We start from the raw sequence: 15,636 nt of genomic DNA on the forward strand, positions 1-15,636 counted from the left end.
CGAGAGATGGCTATTTATTGCACGAATGCCGAATATTAGGAAATAAATTTATTTCTTCGCCGGTATCTTCAGAAGTTTTTCCACGGGCAATTGGGCGATGAGAATGGCCGCAAACAAGAGCGCACAACCCAAGGCTTCCCGCCCCGTCAAAGATTCGTTTAAGAACAAAAAGCCCCCTAAGAGGGAAAATACCGATTCCAAGCTTAGGATCAAGCTGGCCGTTGTCGGGTCCGTGTGGCGCTGACCCATGATCTGCAGGGTAAACCCCACGCCGCTTGAGAGAATCCCCAGGTACAAAATCGCCGGCAGGGCCTTGGTGTATTCACCGAAAAGGGAGGCCCCGGTGGGCAGGACGAAAATGAACGAAAAAATCGCCGCCGTGAAAAACTGGATGCAGCTCATGGCCACGCCGTCTACATCCTCGGCAAAGTAGTCGATGACGAGAATGTGCACGGCAAAGACGATGGCGCAGAGAAAGACGAGAAAATCTCCGAGGCCCATGGAAAAGCCCGCGCCCTTTTTTATGCTGATAAAATACAGGCCCACAGCGGCAATGGCCACGGCGAGCCAGGTCTTCTTTGAAATCGCGTGGCGAAGCAAGATCCCGCCCATGGGCACGAGGACGATGTAAAGGGCCGTAATAAAGCCGGTCTTTCCGGCAGTGGTGTATTGAAGGCCGTATTGTTGCAGGGCCATGGCCACGCTCAGGCAGATGCCGCAGCAAATGCCCCCCTTTATCGTGGCCCCGAGATCCTTTCCCACGCCTCTCAGTTTCGGAACAAACAGGAGAATCACGAGGAGGAAAAGCCCCGCCGCCAGGGAACGGTGCATGTTTAATACAAAGGGATGGATGTGGTTCATGCCGGTTACCTGAACCACCACGCCCATGCCCCAAATGATCGTGGTAAGGACTAAGAGGAAGATGGCTTGATTACGCTTCATCCTCTCCCCCCTTGTTCAGCACCACGCCGGTGGCGTGCATACTGAAAATCGCCTGGAAGCAGAGCTTGTCCTTTTGAAAAAAGTGCACTTCCACATTGTCGTTGACCTTGCCCCGCTTGTTGAAAAAGGCCTCGGCCACCACTTCCCCTTCATAGAGGGGGGCGTGGTAGAAGCAGGAGGCGCTTTGGGTGACGACGACGCCTTCCCGGTCGCAGAGAATGGCGCTGATTACATCGGCCATGCCGAAATGAATCATGCCCTGGCAGGTGCCGGCGGAGTTTATGGCCCCCGGCCACACTTTCCATGTGCAGGTCATGCCCCCGTCCCGACGCTCGACGACCTTCAGTTCGGAATCGTCCATGAGGCGATGGTCCACGCTGTCTTGTAGGTATTCGTAGCGATCCATAGTTCCTCCTTACTCCATCTCGATTTGTTCCGCTTGCGGCATATAGGCCATGTCGAACATGCCCTTGGCACAGAGCTTGCCGTTTTGGGTCACTTCCGCTTCCATGACCGAGGTGTATTTACCGACTTTTTTAAAGTCGGCGCGAATGTAGGCGTCCCCTAAGACCACGGAGCGGTAGTAGTAAAAGTTGACGCCTCGGGTAAGCAGGTGGTTGTTCCGCAGGCCCAGCGCCGCGCAAATGGCGTCGGTCACGGAATACACCGCCCCGCCGTGGGCGATGTCCGCGGGATTCAGCACCGTTTCGTCCACATGCCAGCGGGCGTAAATCGTATCGTCCGTATGCTCCAAAATCGTGAGATCAAAGAGGCTCGTAAAGCGCTGAAAAATTTCCCGCACTCTCTCTTGTCTCCATTCTTCCATTCTGCACCTCCTATAAAAAACGCAGTTGCCTGCTGTAATTTTCTTCCAATGCGGACACGCTCAGCCCCAAGAGGCGAAGCTTCTCGCCGCCGTAAAGGGAATCGAAGAGGGCCTTGGCCTCCTTATACAGTGCCTCGGCCCCTTCCACCGGCTCGGGGAAGGTCTTGGACTTGGTGTGGGTGTCGAAATCCCGCGTCTTGATCTTCACGGTAATCGTGTAGCCCACAATGCCCTTTTTCTCCATGAGAAAGGCCGTTTGCCGCGCCGATTCCATAAGCCGCTCCTTAAAAAAAGCGCGGCTTCTGGTCTCGGGGAAGGTCTCTTCCGTGCCGATGGATTTTCGCTTCCTGCCGGGCTCCACGGGCCTCAGGTCCACGCCCCGCACCCGGTCGTAGAGCTCCGTGCCCATTTTGCCGAAGCTCTCCTTAAGAAAATCCCGCTCCAAAAGGAGCAGGTCCGCCCCGGTGTGAATCCCGAGCTCACGGAGCCGCGCCGCCGTCTTCTCGCCGATGCCGTGGATCTTTGAAATGGGAAGATCCTTAATGATTTCCCGCCCACGGGCTTCGTCGATCACCGTAAAGCCCGCGGGCTTGTCCATGTCCGAGGCGATTTTTGCGAGAAATTTATTGTAGCTCAGCCCGCAGCTCATGGAAAGGCCGAAGCGCCGCGCCACTTCCCTCTGCATGGTCTTCGCCAGTGCGGCAGGATCCTTGGCGCCGGTAATGTCCAAATAGGCCTCGTCGATGGATACCTGCTCCATTTTGTAGCCGTAGTGCTCCAAATAGCCGAAGACCTTTCGGCTCACCTCGCCGTAGAGGCCCTTTCGCGTAGGCACCACGATGAGATTCGGGCACAGGCTTTTCGCCATAAACATGGGCATGGCCGAGTGCACGCCGTATTTTCTCGCCTCGTAGCTCGCCGTGGTCACGATGCCCGAAGGATTTCTCCCGCCCACGGCCAGGGGCTTGTTTTTCAGGACGGGATTCAATAAAATCTCAACAGAGGCGAAAAACGCATCCATATCCACATGTAAAATGTCCATATGCATCACCAATCTACTATAACAAAAAACCGCCGCCGGCGGAAGTGCGGCGGGTAAGGAGAATCCATGAAACAAAAAATTGCCCTCTTCGATTTCGACCGCACGGTGATCTCGAAAGACTCCATTTTTATATTATACGACGTGACGGCGCGGAAAATCCCCGGATTTCGGAAGAATCTTTATAAATCCCTCGTCGCCGGAAGCCTCCTTCGCTCCCCAAAGACCGTAAAGAAAAATGTAAAGAACAGTTTTCTCTCCATGCTCAGCTACTACACGGAAGATGAAATCAAGGCCTTCGTCTACGACGACGTCATGGCCTATGCCTTTAAAGAAGCCGTGGACGAAATCTACGCCCTGAAAGCGGCGGGCTACTACTTGCTTCTCGTCTCCGCCTCCGTGGAGGACTACCTGAAGTACGTGGCCGACGTACTTCCCTTCGATCACATTATCGGCACGAAAACCGACGAGGATTTCGAAATGGTGGGAGACAACAACAAGCACGCAAAGAAGGTGGACAATATCCTCGCCCATCTCACGGAAAAGAACATGAAAATCGACTACGAAAACAGCGTGGCCTACAGCGATTCCCTGGCCGCCGATCGCCCCATGATGGAGCTCGTGAAGACACGCTATTTAATCAACAACAAAACCGACGCCGAGGGCTATTTGCATCTGAACTGGCATGAAAAGGCTCAAGGCCCCTTCCGCGCCTGATCCGATTAAATTTTTTCTTCACCGGGTATCTATTTTCTAAGGTATTTTACAAATTGATGAATGCACCTTTACGTGCGCGGAATAGATCACAGATTAGGAAGGAATGAAGTATGAGTCAAATCATTTTTTACGGCGTCGAAGGCGAGGCGCGGCGGGCCCACTTGTTTGAAGCCGCCGAGGCACAGGCCATCGACGTGCGGGAAGTCGAAAAGGAAGAAGTGGGCGAGCTTTTAGGCTATTTTGCGGGCCTTGAAGGCTACGAAAAGACCGGGGATAAGGCAGAAGCCCCGGATGAGGAGCTCGTGGTTTTCGTGGATCTGCATTCCCACGATCTGCAGGAGATTCTCCTCGCCCTCAGGGAAATGGGCGAGATCTTCCCCCACAAGGCGGCCATGACCGAAACCAACAAAGACTGGTCCTTCGCCCGGCTCGTTACCCACATCCGCCGGGAAAATGCCGTCATTCAGGCTTGGTCGCAAATGATGGCCGTGGCCCAGGAAGTCATCGAAGCCCAGGAATCCGAGCCCACCCAAGCCAGGGATGAGGCCCTCACCTTTGCCAAAAACCTTCGCTTAAAGGGCGAAGACATCGAAGAGGACGACGTAAGAGAAGCCATTCGCCGCTTAAAAGAAAGTCTGTAAAAGAAAAACGAGTCCCACGCAGCGACGCAGGGGCTCGTTTTTTATGCTTCTTTTTACGGATTGAGGGAGTGAAGATCCAAGCTGTCGGAAACATTCACCCGCTTTAATCGACGCAGGGTCTCGGGCAGGTACTTCACCGTGTAATTCTTTCCTTCCTCCGAGGTGACGCTCACCTTGTAGCCCGCCTCCGTAAGGAGCACTTCCGTCAAATCGTCGTGAATGCCCTGGGGATAAGCGAAGGCGTAGGGCGCGTGGTCGTTGAATTTCTCGTACACCGCCTTAAACCGTGCGTCGTCGGCCTTAAAAGCCGCCATAAAGTGTTCCTCATCTTCCCCTTTGAGCCTGCCCATGTTTTCCCTGAAGGCGCTGCCCTTCACCTTTTGTGTTTGGTGGAAGAAGTAGCTGTGGGAGCCGTACTCGAAGACATCGGAAGCGGCAATGGCCTCTTCGGGAGAAAAGTGGCGCTTCATAGGTTTGTCCGTACCGGGATAAGTGTCCATGCCCATGGTCTTTCCGATGGGAAAGATCGTGGCCACCTGATTGTATTTTTTAAGCAATGGATAGGCCAGCTTCAGATTGGAATCGTAGCCGTCGTCGAAGGTAATGAGGGCGAATTTTTCCGGCAGATCCCCTTTTCCCTCGACGAAATTCATCAGGTCCTTAAAGTGGACGGTTTGGATCCCCTCGTCCTTGAGGTACTGCAAAAATTCCTCGAAGCGGGCCGGAGAAATAGTGTAGAGGCCGTCGCCCTCATCCGCCAGGTGGTGGAAGGCGAAGATGTAGTAACTGCGCTCCAAGACCTCGGGGGCCTGGGCTGCGGCCTGCTCCACGCGGCCTTTTGCAATAAACTTTCCGTAATTTCCCTCGCCCTTGTAAATTTTATCCAGCATCATGGCGCCCATGGCGTTTCTGAAGTGGGATGGATCGTAGAAAAACCGGGGGTCCTTCTCCAGAGGCGTGTTCGTGAAATCCCAAAAATCCACGGTCTCGGCAAGCTTTTTGTAGTAGGTATTCACCTCTTCCTTGTCGTAGCGGGCATTTTGCCCGGCATACATAGGCGTCAAAATAAAGGTAATGGGAATGTGGTTTTCGTCGCACATGGCCTTGATCCTTCCGATGGCTGCTATGGCCTCGTCTTGCGAAGACAGGGGAATTTTATCCGCGGGAATGTCGAAATGCTGATTCTTCATGTACTCTTCCGAAGATCCCATGTACTCCACGTCCCGCACCCGCTTGTCGTAGCTGCCGTCTTCGTGAAAGACATCGAAATTTTTCGGAATGTAGCTGTCCTCTTTTTTCGCCGCGATTTTGTCCGCGCCGTAGCGGGGATTGGCGAAGAGGTAGTTTTTGTAAAAGGTGAATTTATTTTCCCCGCTCACATCCGGATGAAGGAGGTAGTTTAAGTCCCGATTGTTTTCGTGGTACTTCGTGGCCGAGGGAATGGCCAGAGGCATAATAATGGACTCCACGGGATAATTCTTCACCAAAAAGGCCACGGTCTTTTCCGTGTCGTAAAGGTCCGCGCCGTAGTGAAAGACATTGTAGTAGTCCTTTCCCGTGTAGGCCTTGAGCTTATCCAAGGGAATGGAGCTGGCCCCGGATGCGCCGACGATGAAATTTTTATACTGTTTTTCTTTTTGGTGGGTCTTTAAGTAGGTAATCTTCGCCGTGCGGGGATTTTGCGTGTAGTCGTAGCCGTACCAACGAAACAGAGGGTCGCCGAAGACATTAAAGGGATCGGTGAGCCCGTTAAAGGCGGCGATGGCCACAAAAATCCCCAGGGCGATGAGTAAAAACAGCCGATTAAATTGTTTCGTCTTCTTTTCCATAGTTCACCTAGTAATTTCTGTAAATAAATTCCACGGAGCGGTAGCCTTGGGCGTAGACGCCGAAGTAGAGAATCACCGCCATGGCGCCGAAGATAAGGGCCGCCTTCATCGGCATCTTGGCGGAAAGGATCCGCTCCGTCACATCCACGCCGCGCTCTTGAATCGACGAGATCACGGCCACGACGAGAAAAGCCAGACCGATGACGGCAAAATCCTTCGGCTCCACACCGAAATCCCCGTGGCGGAAGCTGAAGTCCCGAAGGGTTTTTTTCAGCATGAAAATTGCCTGGGAAAAACTTCCGGAGCGGGTAAAGTAGCGGCCGATAAAGACCAAAAAGGAGGTGCGAATCACCTGAAAGGCCCGGTAGGGCGCCTTCTGATCGTCGATGGAGAGGGCTTTTTTCACCGCGTTAAATCGCCGCTCGAAGAGAAGGGACAGAGAGATCAAAGTCCCGTTGTAGAGGCCGAAGGCGATGAAATTAAAGCCGCCGCCGTGCCAAATGCCGATGAGCAAGTAGACGATGTAGGTGGAAATGGTTAAAGTAAGCACCTTGCCGCCGTGGCGTCCCAAAATCCGGCGGGATTTTTTGTTAATGGTGCCGAAGGTCTTTGTCAGGGACAGGGGGAAGAACACGTAGTCCCGCATCCACGCCCCGAGGGTAATGTGCCAACGGCGCCAAAAGTCCGTAAGGGATGTGGCAAAAAAGGGTCGCTTAAAGTTTTCCGAAAGCTCCACGCCGAAGAGATAGGCCACGCCTCTTGCAATGTCGATGCCGCCGCTGAAGTCGCAGTAAATCTGAATGGAGTAGAAAATAATGGCGATAAACACGAAGCCGCCGCCGAAATCGTCGGGATGATCAAAAATCCCCGACACCACGAGAGCGGCGCGATTGGCGATGAGGAGCTTTTTAAAATAGCCGTAGAGCATGAGAAGAAGGCCTCGGCTAAAGGAGAGGCTATCCGCTTCCGCCCGATAAAGGTCCTCGGAAATGGCGTCGTAGCGGGAGATGGGCCCCTGCACGATTTGCGGAAAAAAGGACAGATACAGGGCGTATTTTAAGAGATTGTCCGCCGGCGGGTATTTATTCCGATACAGGTCGATAATGTAGGATGTGGCCTGAAAGGTGTAGAAAGAAATCCCCAGGGGAATGGCGATTTTAAAGGCGGAAAGATCCGTAAACTTCACCAGGGACAGGAGGCCGAAATTCACGACCAGGGTGGCGAATAAAAGGGCCTTGTTCTTGGTTTTGTAGAGGATTTTTCCCGCGAAGTAGGTAGTGAAAATGGCCGTAAACAGATAAAAAAACGCCCTGATGTCGTAGAGCGCGTAGTACATAAGGGAAGCGACCAGTAAGACTTGCCACTTGCAACCGACGACGCGATAGATGACGACGAAGAGGGCGACAAATAAGAGAAAGGAAAGTTCGGTAAAGGCCATTATAATTTGTCGATAAACTCGGCGATGGTATTGACAGACTCAAAATTTTCCGGCAAAAGTTCCGACACGTCGATGGTAATGTCGAAGGCATCTTGCAGCTCCAACACCAGGCTCACCATGTCGAAGGAATCCAAAATACCTTCTTCGATTAAATCCGTATCTTCTTTCACCACTTCGCCGGTGATGTTTTCGATGATTTCAATGATTGATTCTTTCATAGCTCCTCCTTCGATTCTTTCCCATTATACAATTAGCCGCCGGTTATTTCAATTCCGGTGCGTAGACCATGACCGCCGAGTGAAAGCCGTCTTTTCGAAAGCCCGCCTTCTCGTAAAGGCCCGCGGCTCCGCCCTCGGCGTCGGTCCACACGGTGGCCCGCTTTTTTTCAATGCAGGCGGCCACGTAGTGCTTCACCAGCTCCAGGGCCAGGCCCCTACCGCGGCGAGAAGGCTCCACGTACAAATGCTCGATGGTCTGCTCCGTCGGGCTTACGGAATACTGCAAAAAGCCCGCCCCGGGTATGCCGATAACCCGGCCCTCCCTTACATCCCTCTCGATTTCATCCGTGGATTGATGATTTCCCGAAACGGGATCGAAGGCGGCGATGCCCCGGGCCACAAAGTCCACGTCGTCCAAAGTCGCGACGCGGGGAGAAATTTCCCCCAATTCTTCCTTCAGACGAAGGCGCAGGCGCAGGCGCATCTTGTAGAGGCGAAAGCCCACGGCCTCGGCGGCGGAAGTGTCCGGCCGGCGACCGACGATTTCCGTGACCAAGGCCTCGTTCAAATCCAGGGGCTTGTTCTCCTTTAAGTAATAGGTCACGTGCCATCGGCCGTTTTTCTCCGTGCCGATGTAGAGATCCCCGTCGTCGAAATAGTAGAGATCCTCGAGTTCCTCTACATAGCGGCGGCGGTTCATGTAGTCGTTGTTCACGCTCCCCTTGTAAGCAGCCAGGCGCGCGTCCAAGTCCCTTTCGTCCTTAAAGGGCACCATGTTCATAGGCTTCCTCCAATGCCTTTCGGTCGATTTTTCCGTTTCGCGTCGTCGGCAGCGACGCCACGTGGATAAAGCGGTCCGGAATCATGTAGGCGGGCAAATGGGCCTTGAGCCCCTTGCGAAAATCCATGCGGGAGAATTCTTCCCCGGTGTAGACGGCGACGATCCGCTCCTTTTCGCGGTCGTAGAAACACATGCCGTCTTTGATGCCGAAGGCAAAAAGGGCCCGCTCCACTTCCCCCAATTCGATGCGGTAGCCGTGGCGCTTGATCTGATCGTCTTCTCGGGCGAGAAATTCGATTTCGCCCCGCCCGTTTCTTCGCACAATGTCTCCCGTGCGGTAGACGATCTCGGGGTAGCGGCTGTTCAATGGATTTTGCACGAAGACGGCCTTCGTCTTTTCCGGATCCTTGTAGTAGCCGTAGGCTACCCCCGTGCCCCGCACCACCAGCTCGCCCTTTTCCGCGGGCACATCGCCGTCTAAAATCATTAATTCCATATTTTCGCAGGCCCGGCCGATGGGAATCACTTCCCCGGGGCCGAACTCCCGATCCACCTTGTAATAGGCGCAGTCCACGGTGGTTTCCGTGGGCCCGTAGAGATTAAAGTAATCCGCCGAGACGGCGTCGCGCCAGACCTTTAATTTCTCCGCGGAAAAAGCCTCCCCGGCAAAGGCCACCACCTTCAAATGCTCTGGCACCGCGGCGTCGAAGACCTTGGAATTGGCCAGGAGATTCATGGCGGAGACGGACCAGAGAATGGCGGAAATTTTGTGTTCGTTTAAATACTCCACTGCCTTCACGGGAAAGAGAAAGAGCTTTTTGTCCATTAAATGCACCGTGGCCCCTTCCCCCATCATAAGGGCCAACTCCTTCACCGACGCGTCGAAGTACAGGGGCGTTTGATTGGCGATGTTAAAACTTGCATCGATCCCTAAGGCCTTCGGGATCCAGTTCATGAAATCCACCACCATTTTTTGGGCCACCACCACCCCCTTCGGCGCCCCGGTGGAGCCGGAGGTAAAGAGGACGTAGCAGGGATCGGCGTCGATGACAGATGCCCGAAGGCCATCGACATCCACCGCCCCCGTCGCCTTCGCCTTCGATGAAATCGCCGTAAGATTTAAGGATTCAAAGCAATTTTTTTCGTGAAAAATCCCCGCCTCGGCCTCGAGCTTTTCGGCGATCTGTGCCATGCGCCCCGCCGCTTCCTCGTCGCTTACGGGCACGTAGAAATTCCCGGAATAGAGCACGGCCAAATAAGCCACCACCGTTTCGATGCGTCGATTCACGGCGACGAGCATGGGCTTGCTTTCAGCGCCGATTGTTTCGTAAAGGGCCGCCGCCAAATCCATGGCCTCTTTTCTCAGCTCGTAAAAAGTAATGGACCGCACGCCGTCCACCAGGGCGATTTTATCTCCGTGTTTTTCCACGGTCTGTTCAAATTTATCGATAACTAACATAAACACCTCGGCTAAATTCTACCACGTATAAAAACCCCTGACCACAATCCTTCGCTTTCTATGAAAAAATCGAGCAGGCAAAAGCTTGCTCGATAATTTCCTTTATGTTCAATTCGATTTATCGCCGTTCGAAAAAATTCCGTCGGCTGTTTCTGCTCAATCTCCGACTTTATCCTTGTTTTCCGGTTTTTCTACCTTCTCTTCACTCGGTACGTCAAAAGCGTCCAGTGCGTGAGGCAATAGAATTAACATAATAACAACGATGACGATACGTATGTACAGATCGTCAAAATGGATAGAATCTTCCCATACTAAAATTCCATGATCTCTGGCTATTAGGCCAAGTAGGACCATGCTAATGACGTAGCCGTACTTTTTGTACCCTTTCTTCATGTGATTTTCTCCTGTCTTTCTCGAGATATTATTTCGATAAAGCATACTCTCCGGTTACTACTGTTTTTGCAGTGTAGCTATTCCTTGAAATCACTTTTCCCGTTATCGCATCATACACTACTCGTGTCCCAGATTCTACAGCATACTGGACTCGATACACCATATGTCTTGTCTGATTCGGACCGACATGAAGTGTATATCCAACTTTTGATTTTTTACTACCTCCAAAAGAAACAGAAATACCTTTAATTTTTCCCGATACACTTCCGGAAAATTCCACTTCTTCATTACAGCTTATGCTGCCACCTCTAGGACCTGTCGTTAAATCCGACGAAACCCTTTTCCAGTTACTATAGCTTGTATAATGACGAACGTTTGTTTTTTTGTAGCGAACCGGATTTACCACTCGCCTACTATTTTTATCATTGCTCTGTACGTTAACAATATCCCCTTGATTATCCTCTCTTACAACAATGGGAGATACAACACTATCCATAAGGTCATCTTCGGACGCGGCAAATCCTCTATCCGGCATCCATACAATAAACGCCATCATTAGACAGAACGCTAGACTGACCATTTTATACGCTTTTCTCATAAAAATCCCCCTTCACGGTTCGAATAATATCAATAATTCTTCGTACCCGAATAGATATTGCTTGTTACTTCCTTACCATTCGTCTTTGTAGTCACTCTTACGCGAACCCTGTAGGTATTTCCCCTGCTGATCCGTGCTGATTGACTGAAAGACAAGTCTTTCCCATTACTTACATCTTGCCACGTTTTTACCGTAGACCATGATGCGCCTTCTTTCTTTTGAAGATACATCGTCGCCGATATTTTTTCCGTTCCTCGTCCACCGACAAGTTTTGCAGATGCTACCGCCGTGCCATGATTTATCGTTAGGTTGACTCTTGAACTGCTCTTATCGATCCAGAGTGGATTTATTGAAGTATCTCCCATAGGCATGGCATAGGCTTCTCCACGTATCAAGATAAAACATAAGGCAAATACAAAGAACAACATAACCCGCTTTTTCATGCTTCTGTCACCCCCTTTCTTTTCGTCTCACTACTATAACGTTTCACGAAGGAAAAACTGTACAGTCTTTTTGAAATTTTTATTTCTTTTCACGGATGGATTCGGCCATTTTTATTAACTCGTCCGCCGAAAGGTAGCCGTCCAAGGTAAAGACGTAATCTTCCGTATCCAAAATCAAGGTATTCATAAACGACGCGTCTTGAGATTCGTATAAGATGGCTTCATTCTCTCCGATCCGCAATTTTCTCATGCTTCCGTGTTCGTTGTCCTGACCGACGGTATAGGCACCTTCTTTACTTGCGTAGTCAAAATAGAGTTGTTCTCCTTCTTTGTTTTCGTAGACGACATCCATCATGTTGGTAAGATCCCGCGTCTCTTTCTTTTTATAACCCTTCGGAACATAGGTGATTTCCCAGTCTTTTTTCTCTATGCTCTCCTTTTGAGTAAAGTAAATGGCGGTGTGGTCGCTAAACCACGCTTCCACATAGGATTGAATTTGGGCGAGGGCGTCGCCGTGAAAGGCAAAGAGGCTCCCTAGGCCGATCCCCGCCATGAGAAGAACGGCGGCGGCTTTTTTTAAGGGATTTTTCTTTTTGTTCCTTTGAATGGCGGCGAGGATTTTTCGGTCGGTTTCACGAGAGGGGGCGAAGGCACGGTCGTGGCCGCTTGTCCACTGCTCTTCGAGGGCGCGGATCTCTTCTTCCGTGTTTTTCTCCATGGCGTTTTTTATCCAAAGATCCAATTGTCGATCATTCATTTTCCCCCTCCTCTCCCAGCATTTTTCGCAATTTTTGTTTGATTCGATAGAGCTTCACCTGAACAAGATTGGTGCTTATGGCCAGCTCTTCTGCGATTTCTTTATAGGATTTCTCTTCAAAATACTTTAGGTACAGGATCTGTTGGCCTAGGGGATCCAGTTTGTTTAATGCCTCCCGGGCCATTTGCTCCTGCTCTTTTTTAAGATAGGTCGCCGACAGATCGTCGAATGCATCGAAGGCGCCATTGGACGCGTCTACGGCTCGATTCGCCCATTTCTTCTCTCTTCGCAGGCGATCGATGCATTTGTATTTCATCATGGTGACGGCCACTTTTCTGAATTCGTCGTCGGAAAGATCGGCGTATTGGGCTTTTCTCTCGATGATGGCGAGAAAACATTCCTGGAGGGCGTCTTCCGCTTTTTCTTTCGAGCCCAGGCATTTGCTTCCGTAGGCCGTGAGAAAGGCCTTCTGCTTTTCGTAATGGTGTTCGATTTTTTGATTGAATCCTTCGTCTTTTCTGTCCTTTAAAAGCAAGGGGCGCCCTCCTTTCTCTTTTATTAAAACAAAGCATGTGTAAAAATACAATATTTTATTGCCTCATCCCCGAAATTTCACACAAAAAAACAAATCCCGAGTGCATCGAGATTTGTTGCATGAAAAAGGTTTTTGCCCTTACCGCGGCCCTTGTTTCGGAAGGATGAATTCGAAAATGGTCCCGGCAGGTTGATTGTCTTTAATGTGGATTTTTCCGCCTAAGCGACCGGCGATTTCTTTGACCAGGGCCAGGCCCACGCCGTAGCCGTCGTGGTTTCTCGAGGGATCGGCTCGGTAGAAGAGGTCGAAGGCTTTGGCTTTGGCCTCATCATCCATCCCATATCCCGTGTCGGCTACGGCGATATGCGCATCTTCGCCTATTTCCGAAAGGACGATGCTTAAGCTGCCTCCGGGCCGGTTGTACTTAATGCCGTTGTCGATGAGATTATACAAGGCCCGCTCCAGGAGGGCGTCGTCGGTTTCGAGGACCATGTCGTCGCCTTCGAGGGAAAGGGCCACGTCTTTTGCCTCGGCCTTTTCCTCGAGATCCAGAAGAAGCTCCTGGGCCATGGCCTTGATGTTGACCGGGCGAAACACCGGGGCGGCGTCTCGGCCTAAAAAGAGGATCTCTTCCACTAAATCGCTGAGGCGGCCGATGTTTTTCTCCATGCTCCCCACAAAGGCTTCAAGTTCCGGATCCATGGGGCCTCTTTTTTTCTTGAACACGTCCACCCGAGTGCGCAACACGGCCAGGGGCGTGCGCAGTTCGTGGGCCACATTCACGGAAAAGAGCCGCTCTTTTTCGTAATTGTCGTAGATTTTATCCAGTGTCTTTTGAAAGGCTTCGGAGAGGGCCACGATTTCGTAGGCTCCTTCTTTCAGCACAAGGCTGTCTTTTTCCGCCATGGCGTCCATGTCCGTGGCCGCCACTTTTTCCGTTAGAACGGCGAGGGGGCTCAAGGTGCGGCGAATCAAAAGGATAAATATGCCTCCGCCCATAAGGCCTGTGATGAGAAAGACGCCGATGGCGTAGAGCTTAAAATCCGCCAGGTGGCGCACTTCTTCCTGGTCGATAAACACCATCACCGAGTCGCCTTCCGCCTTTCCCTTCATGCGGCTTTCCACTTGGGCGGTGAGGTTTTCGGCGATGTCCTGCTGGCGCCGGGCGATGAGAAAGTTTGAAAGGACGAGCATGAGCATCAACAGGGCCACGCTCGCCGCCGTCAGCTTAAATATAATGGAACGCCGGGTTTTATTCCCTGTCAATGACATACCCCTTTCCGATTTCGTTTCGAATGATGTTTTCTCCCACGGCCTCTTTGATCTTTCGCCTGAGGGCGGACATGTGCACCCGCACGGCGTTGGACACGTCGCTTACATTCATATCCCACACGTGTTCCATAAGCTCCTCGGCGGAGATGTAGCGGCCCTGATTCAGGATCAGGTATTCGAAAATGCCCAGCTCCTTGGCCGTGAGCTTGATTACATCGCCGTTTCCCGTGAGGATTTTCGCCCTTGTGTCGAAGGACAGGTTTTTGTAGGTGATGACGCTGTCTTCCACCACCTGTTTTCTGCGGAGAAGGGAGCGGATGCGCGCCTCCAATTCGTCGAAGTGAAAGGGCTTGATTAAGTAGTCGTTGGCCCCGAGGTCCAGCCCCTTCACCCGATCCGCCACTTGGGTGCGGGCGGTCAGCATAATCACATTGACCTGCTTGTCTTCTTCGCGAATTTCTTTGAGCAGGGTGAAGCCGTCGATTTTCGGCAGATTAATGTCCAACACGATGAGGTCGTAGGTTTCGCTCCAAAAGAGATCCTCCGCCTCGGCGCCGTCCGCCGCCGTATCCACGGCGTAGCCCGAGAGCCTGAGCCCTTCGGGGATGGATTCCAACAGTTCCTTTTCATCTTCTACAATTAACAGTCGCATGGCGCCTCCTTTTTTCTCATTATAGCAAAAACGCAAACAGGCCGGGCCTCTTTGCGTTTTCGGAATCTTTTAGTTTTCGGGTATTGCTTTTGTTTTTTGCTTCGTGCAAAGGCCTTTTGTAATGGCGCCGGTGGGGCAGGCCTTTTCGCACTGACCGCAGCGGATGCACTCGGCGGAATTTTCGTTTTCCACGGGATTCACGTTCATTTTGCAGGCCCTTGCGCATGCGCCGCAATTGATGCAGGCCTTATCGTCCAATCTGTATTTAAAGACAGAGATGGGATTGAAGAGTGAGTATACGGCCCCGAGGGGGCAGATGTATTTACAGAATGGGCGATAGATGACGATGCTAAGGATGATCGTGGCGGCGAGAATGGCGCCTTTCCACGCGTACAAGAAGCCCACGGCGCCTCGCATGCTTTCGTTTTTCAGGACCAGGGGGATGCCCCCTTCGAGCATGCCCACGGGGCAGATGAGTTTACAAAAATAGGGGGATCCCTGACCCAGGACGTCCACGAGAAAAAGAGGGAGGAGGAGAACGAAGATCAGTAGGACCAGGTATTTTAATTTTCTCAAATGCTTATCCGCTTTGAAGGTTTTTATTTTCTTCGGGAAGGGAATTTTGTGCAACAGATCCTGCACCAGGCCGAAGGGGCAGAGCCAGCCGCAGACGAAGCGGCCCATGAGGGCGCCGATAAAGAAGAGAAAGCCCACGACGTAAAAGGAAAATTTGTAGTCCATATTGCCGATGACGGCCTGCAGGGCGCCGATGGGGCAGGCCCCCTTGGCACCGGGGCAGGAGTAGCAATTCATGCCCGGCACGCAGAGGTTTTTCATCTTGCCCTGATAGATTTTTCCCGTCTTAAAGCCTTCCATATAGGAATTGGTGGCGAGAAACCACAGGCCCTGAAAGAGGTGGCGCTTTGTTTCTTTCATGGATTTTTTTTCACTAGCCAATGCCGATACACTCCATGCAAATTCGTATGGCCTTGTTCAGAACCACCTGCATCTCTCCCCGATTGACGCCGTAGGCCATCATGGCCACGGATGCGAGGAGAAGGGCGGGGCCCAAATAGGCACGGTATTTTTCTTTCAT

Annotated in this window: 20 protein-coding genes; 2 read left to right on the forward strand and 18 right to left on the reverse strand. The window is 51.8% G+C overall.

All coding sequences use genetic code 11. From position 1 onward, the window contains the following. Window positions 1-48: 48 nt before the first annotated feature. From DG046_RS04270 to DG046_RS04285, 4 genes are read right to left on the reverse strand one after another with little or no spacing between them, the layout of a single operon-like run. Window positions 49-942 carry a DMT family transporter gene (locus tag DG046_RS04270; protein ID WP_108831319.1) on the reverse strand — a complete coding sequence of 298 codons (894 nt, stop codon included), beginning with the start codon at window positions 940-942 and terminating at the stop codon, window positions 49-51. After that, window positions 932-1,348 (reverse strand): PaaI family thioesterase, encoded by a 417-nt coding sequence (locus tag DG046_RS04275; RefSeq protein ID WP_108831320.1) that lies wholly within the window; start codon window positions 1,346-1,348, stop codon window positions 932-934. Before DG046_RS04275 ends, DG046_RS04270 begins: the two co-directional genes overlap by 11 nt. Window positions 1,349-1,357: 9 nt before the next feature. Then, the gene (locus DG046_RS04280; protein ID WP_108831321.1) at window positions 1,358-1,768 is read right to left on the reverse strand and encodes a PaaI family thioesterase; all 411 of its coding nucleotides are present in this window, start codon (window positions 1,766-1,768) and stop codon (window positions 1,358-1,360) included. A 10-nt stretch (window positions 1,769-1,778) separates the two neighbouring features. Then, window positions 1,779-2,810, reverse strand: a complete 1,032-nt coding sequence (locus DG046_RS04285; protein WP_108831322.1) for a DNA polymerase IV — start codon at window positions 2,808-2,810, stop codon at window positions 1,779-1,781. Window positions 2,811-2,876: 66 nt separating this feature from the next. On the opposite strand from DG046_RS04285, the gene DG046_RS04290 reads away from it, so the two are divergent. Next, window positions 2,877-3,524: an HAD family hydrolase gene (locus DG046_RS04290; protein ID WP_108831323.1), complete on the forward strand. Its 648-nt coding sequence runs from the start codon at window positions 2,877-2,879 to the stop codon at window positions 3,522-3,524. Between the two features lie 110 nt (window positions 3,525-3,634). Continuing rightward, on the forward strand, window positions 3,635-4,165 hold the full coding sequence (locus DG046_RS04295) for a DUF3783 domain-containing protein (protein ID WP_108831324.1): 531 nt from the start codon (window positions 3,635-3,637) through the stop codon (window positions 4,163-4,165). Window positions 4,166-4,218: 53 nt separating this feature from the next. Here the strand turns inward: DG046_RS04295 and DG046_RS04300 are convergent, their stop codons facing one another. From DG046_RS04300 to DG046_RS04365, 14 genes are all read right to left on the reverse strand, one after another. Continuing rightward, window positions 4,219-5,994, reverse strand: coding sequence for a polysaccharide deacetylase family protein (locus DG046_RS04300; RefSeq protein ID WP_108831325.1), 1,776 nt, complete (start codon window positions 5,992-5,994; stop codon window positions 4,219-4,221). 7 nt (window positions 5,995-6,001) lie between these two features. Further along, window positions 6,002-7,432, reverse strand: a complete 1,431-nt coding sequence (locus DG046_RS04305) for an MBOAT family O-acyltransferase (RefSeq protein ID WP_108831326.1) — start codon at window positions 7,430-7,432, stop codon at window positions 6,002-6,004. Continuing rightward, complete coding sequence (locus tag DG046_RS04310; RefSeq protein ID WP_108831327.1) at window positions 7,432-7,650, reverse strand: phosphopantetheine-binding protein; 219 nt, start codon at window positions 7,648-7,650, stop codon at window positions 7,432-7,434. The genes DG046_RS04305 and DG046_RS04310 overlap by 1 nt, the downstream gene beginning before the upstream one ends. A gap of 43 nt (window positions 7,651-7,693) precedes the next feature. Further along, window positions 7,694-8,431, reverse strand: coding sequence for a GNAT family N-acetyltransferase (locus DG046_RS04315; RefSeq protein WP_108831328.1), 738 nt, complete (start codon window positions 8,429-8,431; stop codon window positions 7,694-7,696). After that, a complete protein-coding gene (locus tag DG046_RS04320; RefSeq protein WP_108831329.1) occupies window positions 8,412-9,890 on the reverse strand; it encodes an amino acid adenylation domain-containing protein in 1,479 nt (492 codons plus the stop codon). Before DG046_RS04320 ends, DG046_RS04315 begins: the two co-directional genes overlap by 20 nt. Before the next feature lie 156 nt (window positions 9,891-10,046). Further along, window positions 10,047-10,283: a hypothetical protein gene (locus tag DG046_RS04325; protein WP_108831330.1), complete on the reverse strand. Its 237-nt coding sequence runs from the start codon at window positions 10,281-10,283 to the stop codon at window positions 10,047-10,049. A gap of 28 nt (window positions 10,284-10,311) precedes the next feature. After that, window positions 10,312-10,881: a hypothetical protein gene (locus tag DG046_RS04330; protein WP_108831331.1), complete on the reverse strand. Its 570-nt coding sequence runs from the start codon at window positions 10,879-10,881 to the stop codon at window positions 10,312-10,314. A gap of 29 nt (window positions 10,882-10,910) precedes the next feature. Continuing rightward, window positions 10,911-11,324, reverse strand: a complete 414-nt coding sequence (locus DG046_RS04335; RefSeq protein WP_108831332.1) for a hypothetical protein — start codon at window positions 11,322-11,324, stop codon at window positions 10,911-10,913. 79 nt (window positions 11,325-11,403) lie between these two features. Next, window positions 11,404-12,081, reverse strand: a complete 678-nt coding sequence (locus DG046_RS04340; protein WP_108831333.1) for a DUF4367 domain-containing protein — start codon at window positions 12,079-12,081, stop codon at window positions 11,404-11,406. Next, a complete protein-coding gene (locus DG046_RS04345; protein WP_159082056.1) occupies window positions 12,074-12,616 on the reverse strand; it encodes an RNA polymerase sigma factor in 543 nt (180 codons plus the stop codon). Before DG046_RS04345 ends, DG046_RS04340 begins: the two co-directional genes overlap by 8 nt. 138 nt (window positions 12,617-12,754) lie before the next feature. Further along, window positions 12,755-13,882 carry a sensor histidine kinase gene (locus DG046_RS04350; protein WP_159082057.1) on the reverse strand — a complete coding sequence of 376 codons (1,128 nt, stop codon included), beginning with the start codon at window positions 13,880-13,882 and terminating at the stop codon, window positions 12,755-12,757. Then, complete coding sequence (locus DG046_RS04355; protein WP_108831336.1) at window positions 13,869-14,540, reverse strand: response regulator transcription factor; 672 nt, start codon at window positions 14,538-14,540, stop codon at window positions 13,869-13,871. Before DG046_RS04355 ends, DG046_RS04350 begins: the two co-directional genes overlap by 14 nt. 69 nt (window positions 14,541-14,609) lie before the next feature. After that, window positions 14,610-15,476 carry a 4Fe-4S binding protein gene (locus tag DG046_RS04360; RefSeq protein ID WP_108831387.1) on the reverse strand — a complete coding sequence of 289 codons (867 nt, stop codon included), beginning with the start codon at window positions 15,474-15,476 and terminating at the stop codon, window positions 14,610-14,612. A gap of 13 nt (window positions 15,477-15,489) precedes the next feature. After that, entirely contained in the window at window positions 15,490-15,636 is a 147-nt protein-coding gene (locus tag DG046_RS04365; RefSeq protein WP_108831337.1) for a CD1871A family CXXC motif-containing protein, read from the reverse strand.

The sequence above is a fragment of the Aedoeadaptatus coli genome (assembly GCF_900343085.1).
Taxonomy (GTDB): Bacteria; Bacillota; Clostridia; order Tissierellales; family Peptoniphilaceae; genus Aedoeadaptatus; species Aedoeadaptatus coli.

What these genes read in the sequence shown, in the direction of transcription:
- DG046_RS04295 (WP_108831324.1), top strand. Translation starts at nt 3,635, where the DNA reads ATGAGTCAAATCATTTTTTACGGCGTCGAAGGCGAGGCGCGGCGGGCC.
- DG046_RS04280 (WP_108831321.1), bottom strand. Translation starts at nt 1,768, where the DNA reads ATGGAAGAATGGAGACAAGAGAGAGTGCGGGAAATTTTTCAGCGCTTT.
- DG046_RS04310 (WP_108831327.1), bottom strand. Translation starts at nt 7,650, where the DNA reads ATGAAAGAATCAATCATTGAAATCATCGAAAACATCACCGGCGAAGTG.
- DG046_RS04285 (WP_108831322.1), bottom strand. Translation starts at nt 2,810, where the DNA reads ATGGACATTTTACATGTGGATATGGATGCGTTTTTCGCCTCTGTTGAG.
- DG046_RS04275 (WP_108831320.1), bottom strand. Translation starts at nt 1,348, where the DNA reads ATGGATCGCTACGAATACCTACAAGACAGCGTGGACCATCGCCTCATG.
- DG046_RS04330 (WP_108831331.1), bottom strand. Translation starts at nt 10,881, where the DNA reads ATGAGAAAAGCGTATAAAATGGTCAGTCTAGCGTTCTGTCTAATGATG.
- DG046_RS04290 (WP_108831323.1), top strand. Translation starts at nt 2,877, where the DNA reads ATGAAACAAAAAATTGCCCTCTTCGATTTCGACCGCACGGTGATCTCG.
- DG046_RS04300 (WP_108831325.1), bottom strand. Translation starts at nt 5,994, where the DNA reads ATGGAAAAGAAGACGAAACAATTTAATCGGCTGTTTTTACTCATCGCC.
- DG046_RS04305 (WP_108831326.1), bottom strand. Translation starts at nt 7,432, where the DNA reads ATGGCCTTTACCGAACTTTCCTTTCTCTTATTTGTCGCCCTCTTCGTC.
- DG046_RS04360 (WP_108831387.1), bottom strand. Translation starts at nt 15,476, where the DNA reads ATGAAAGAAACAAAGCGCCACCTCTTTCAGGGCCTGTGGTTTCTCGCC.
- DG046_RS04325 (WP_108831330.1), bottom strand. Translation starts at nt 10,283, where the DNA reads ATGAAGAAAGGGTACAAAAAGTACGGCTACGTCATTAGCATGGTCCTA.
- DG046_RS04315 (WP_108831328.1), bottom strand. Translation starts at nt 8,431, where the DNA reads ATGAACATGGTGCCCTTTAAGGACGAAAGGGACTTGGACGCGCGCCTG.
- DG046_RS04320 (WP_108831329.1), bottom strand. Translation starts at nt 9,890, where the DNA reads ATGTTAGTTATCGATAAATTTGAACAGACCGTGGAAAAACACGGAGAT.
- DG046_RS04355 (WP_108831336.1), bottom strand. Translation starts at nt 14,540, where the DNA reads ATGCGACTGTTAATTGTAGAAGATGAAAAGGAACTGTTGGAATCCATC.
- DG046_RS04340 (WP_108831333.1), bottom strand. Translation starts at nt 12,081, where the DNA reads ATGAATGATCGACAATTGGATCTTTGGATAAAAAACGCCATGGAGAAA.
- DG046_RS04335 (WP_108831332.1), bottom strand. Translation starts at nt 11,324, where the DNA reads ATGAAAAAGCGGGTTATGTTGTTCTTTGTATTTGCCTTATGTTTTATC.
- DG046_RS04270 (WP_108831319.1), bottom strand. Translation starts at nt 942, where the DNA reads ATGAAGCGTAATCAAGCCATCTTCCTCTTAGTCCTTACCACGATCATT.
- DG046_RS04365 (WP_108831337.1), bottom strand. Translation starts at nt 15,636, where the DNA reads ATGAAAGAAAAATACCGTGCCTATTTGGGCCCCGCCCTTCTCCTCGCA.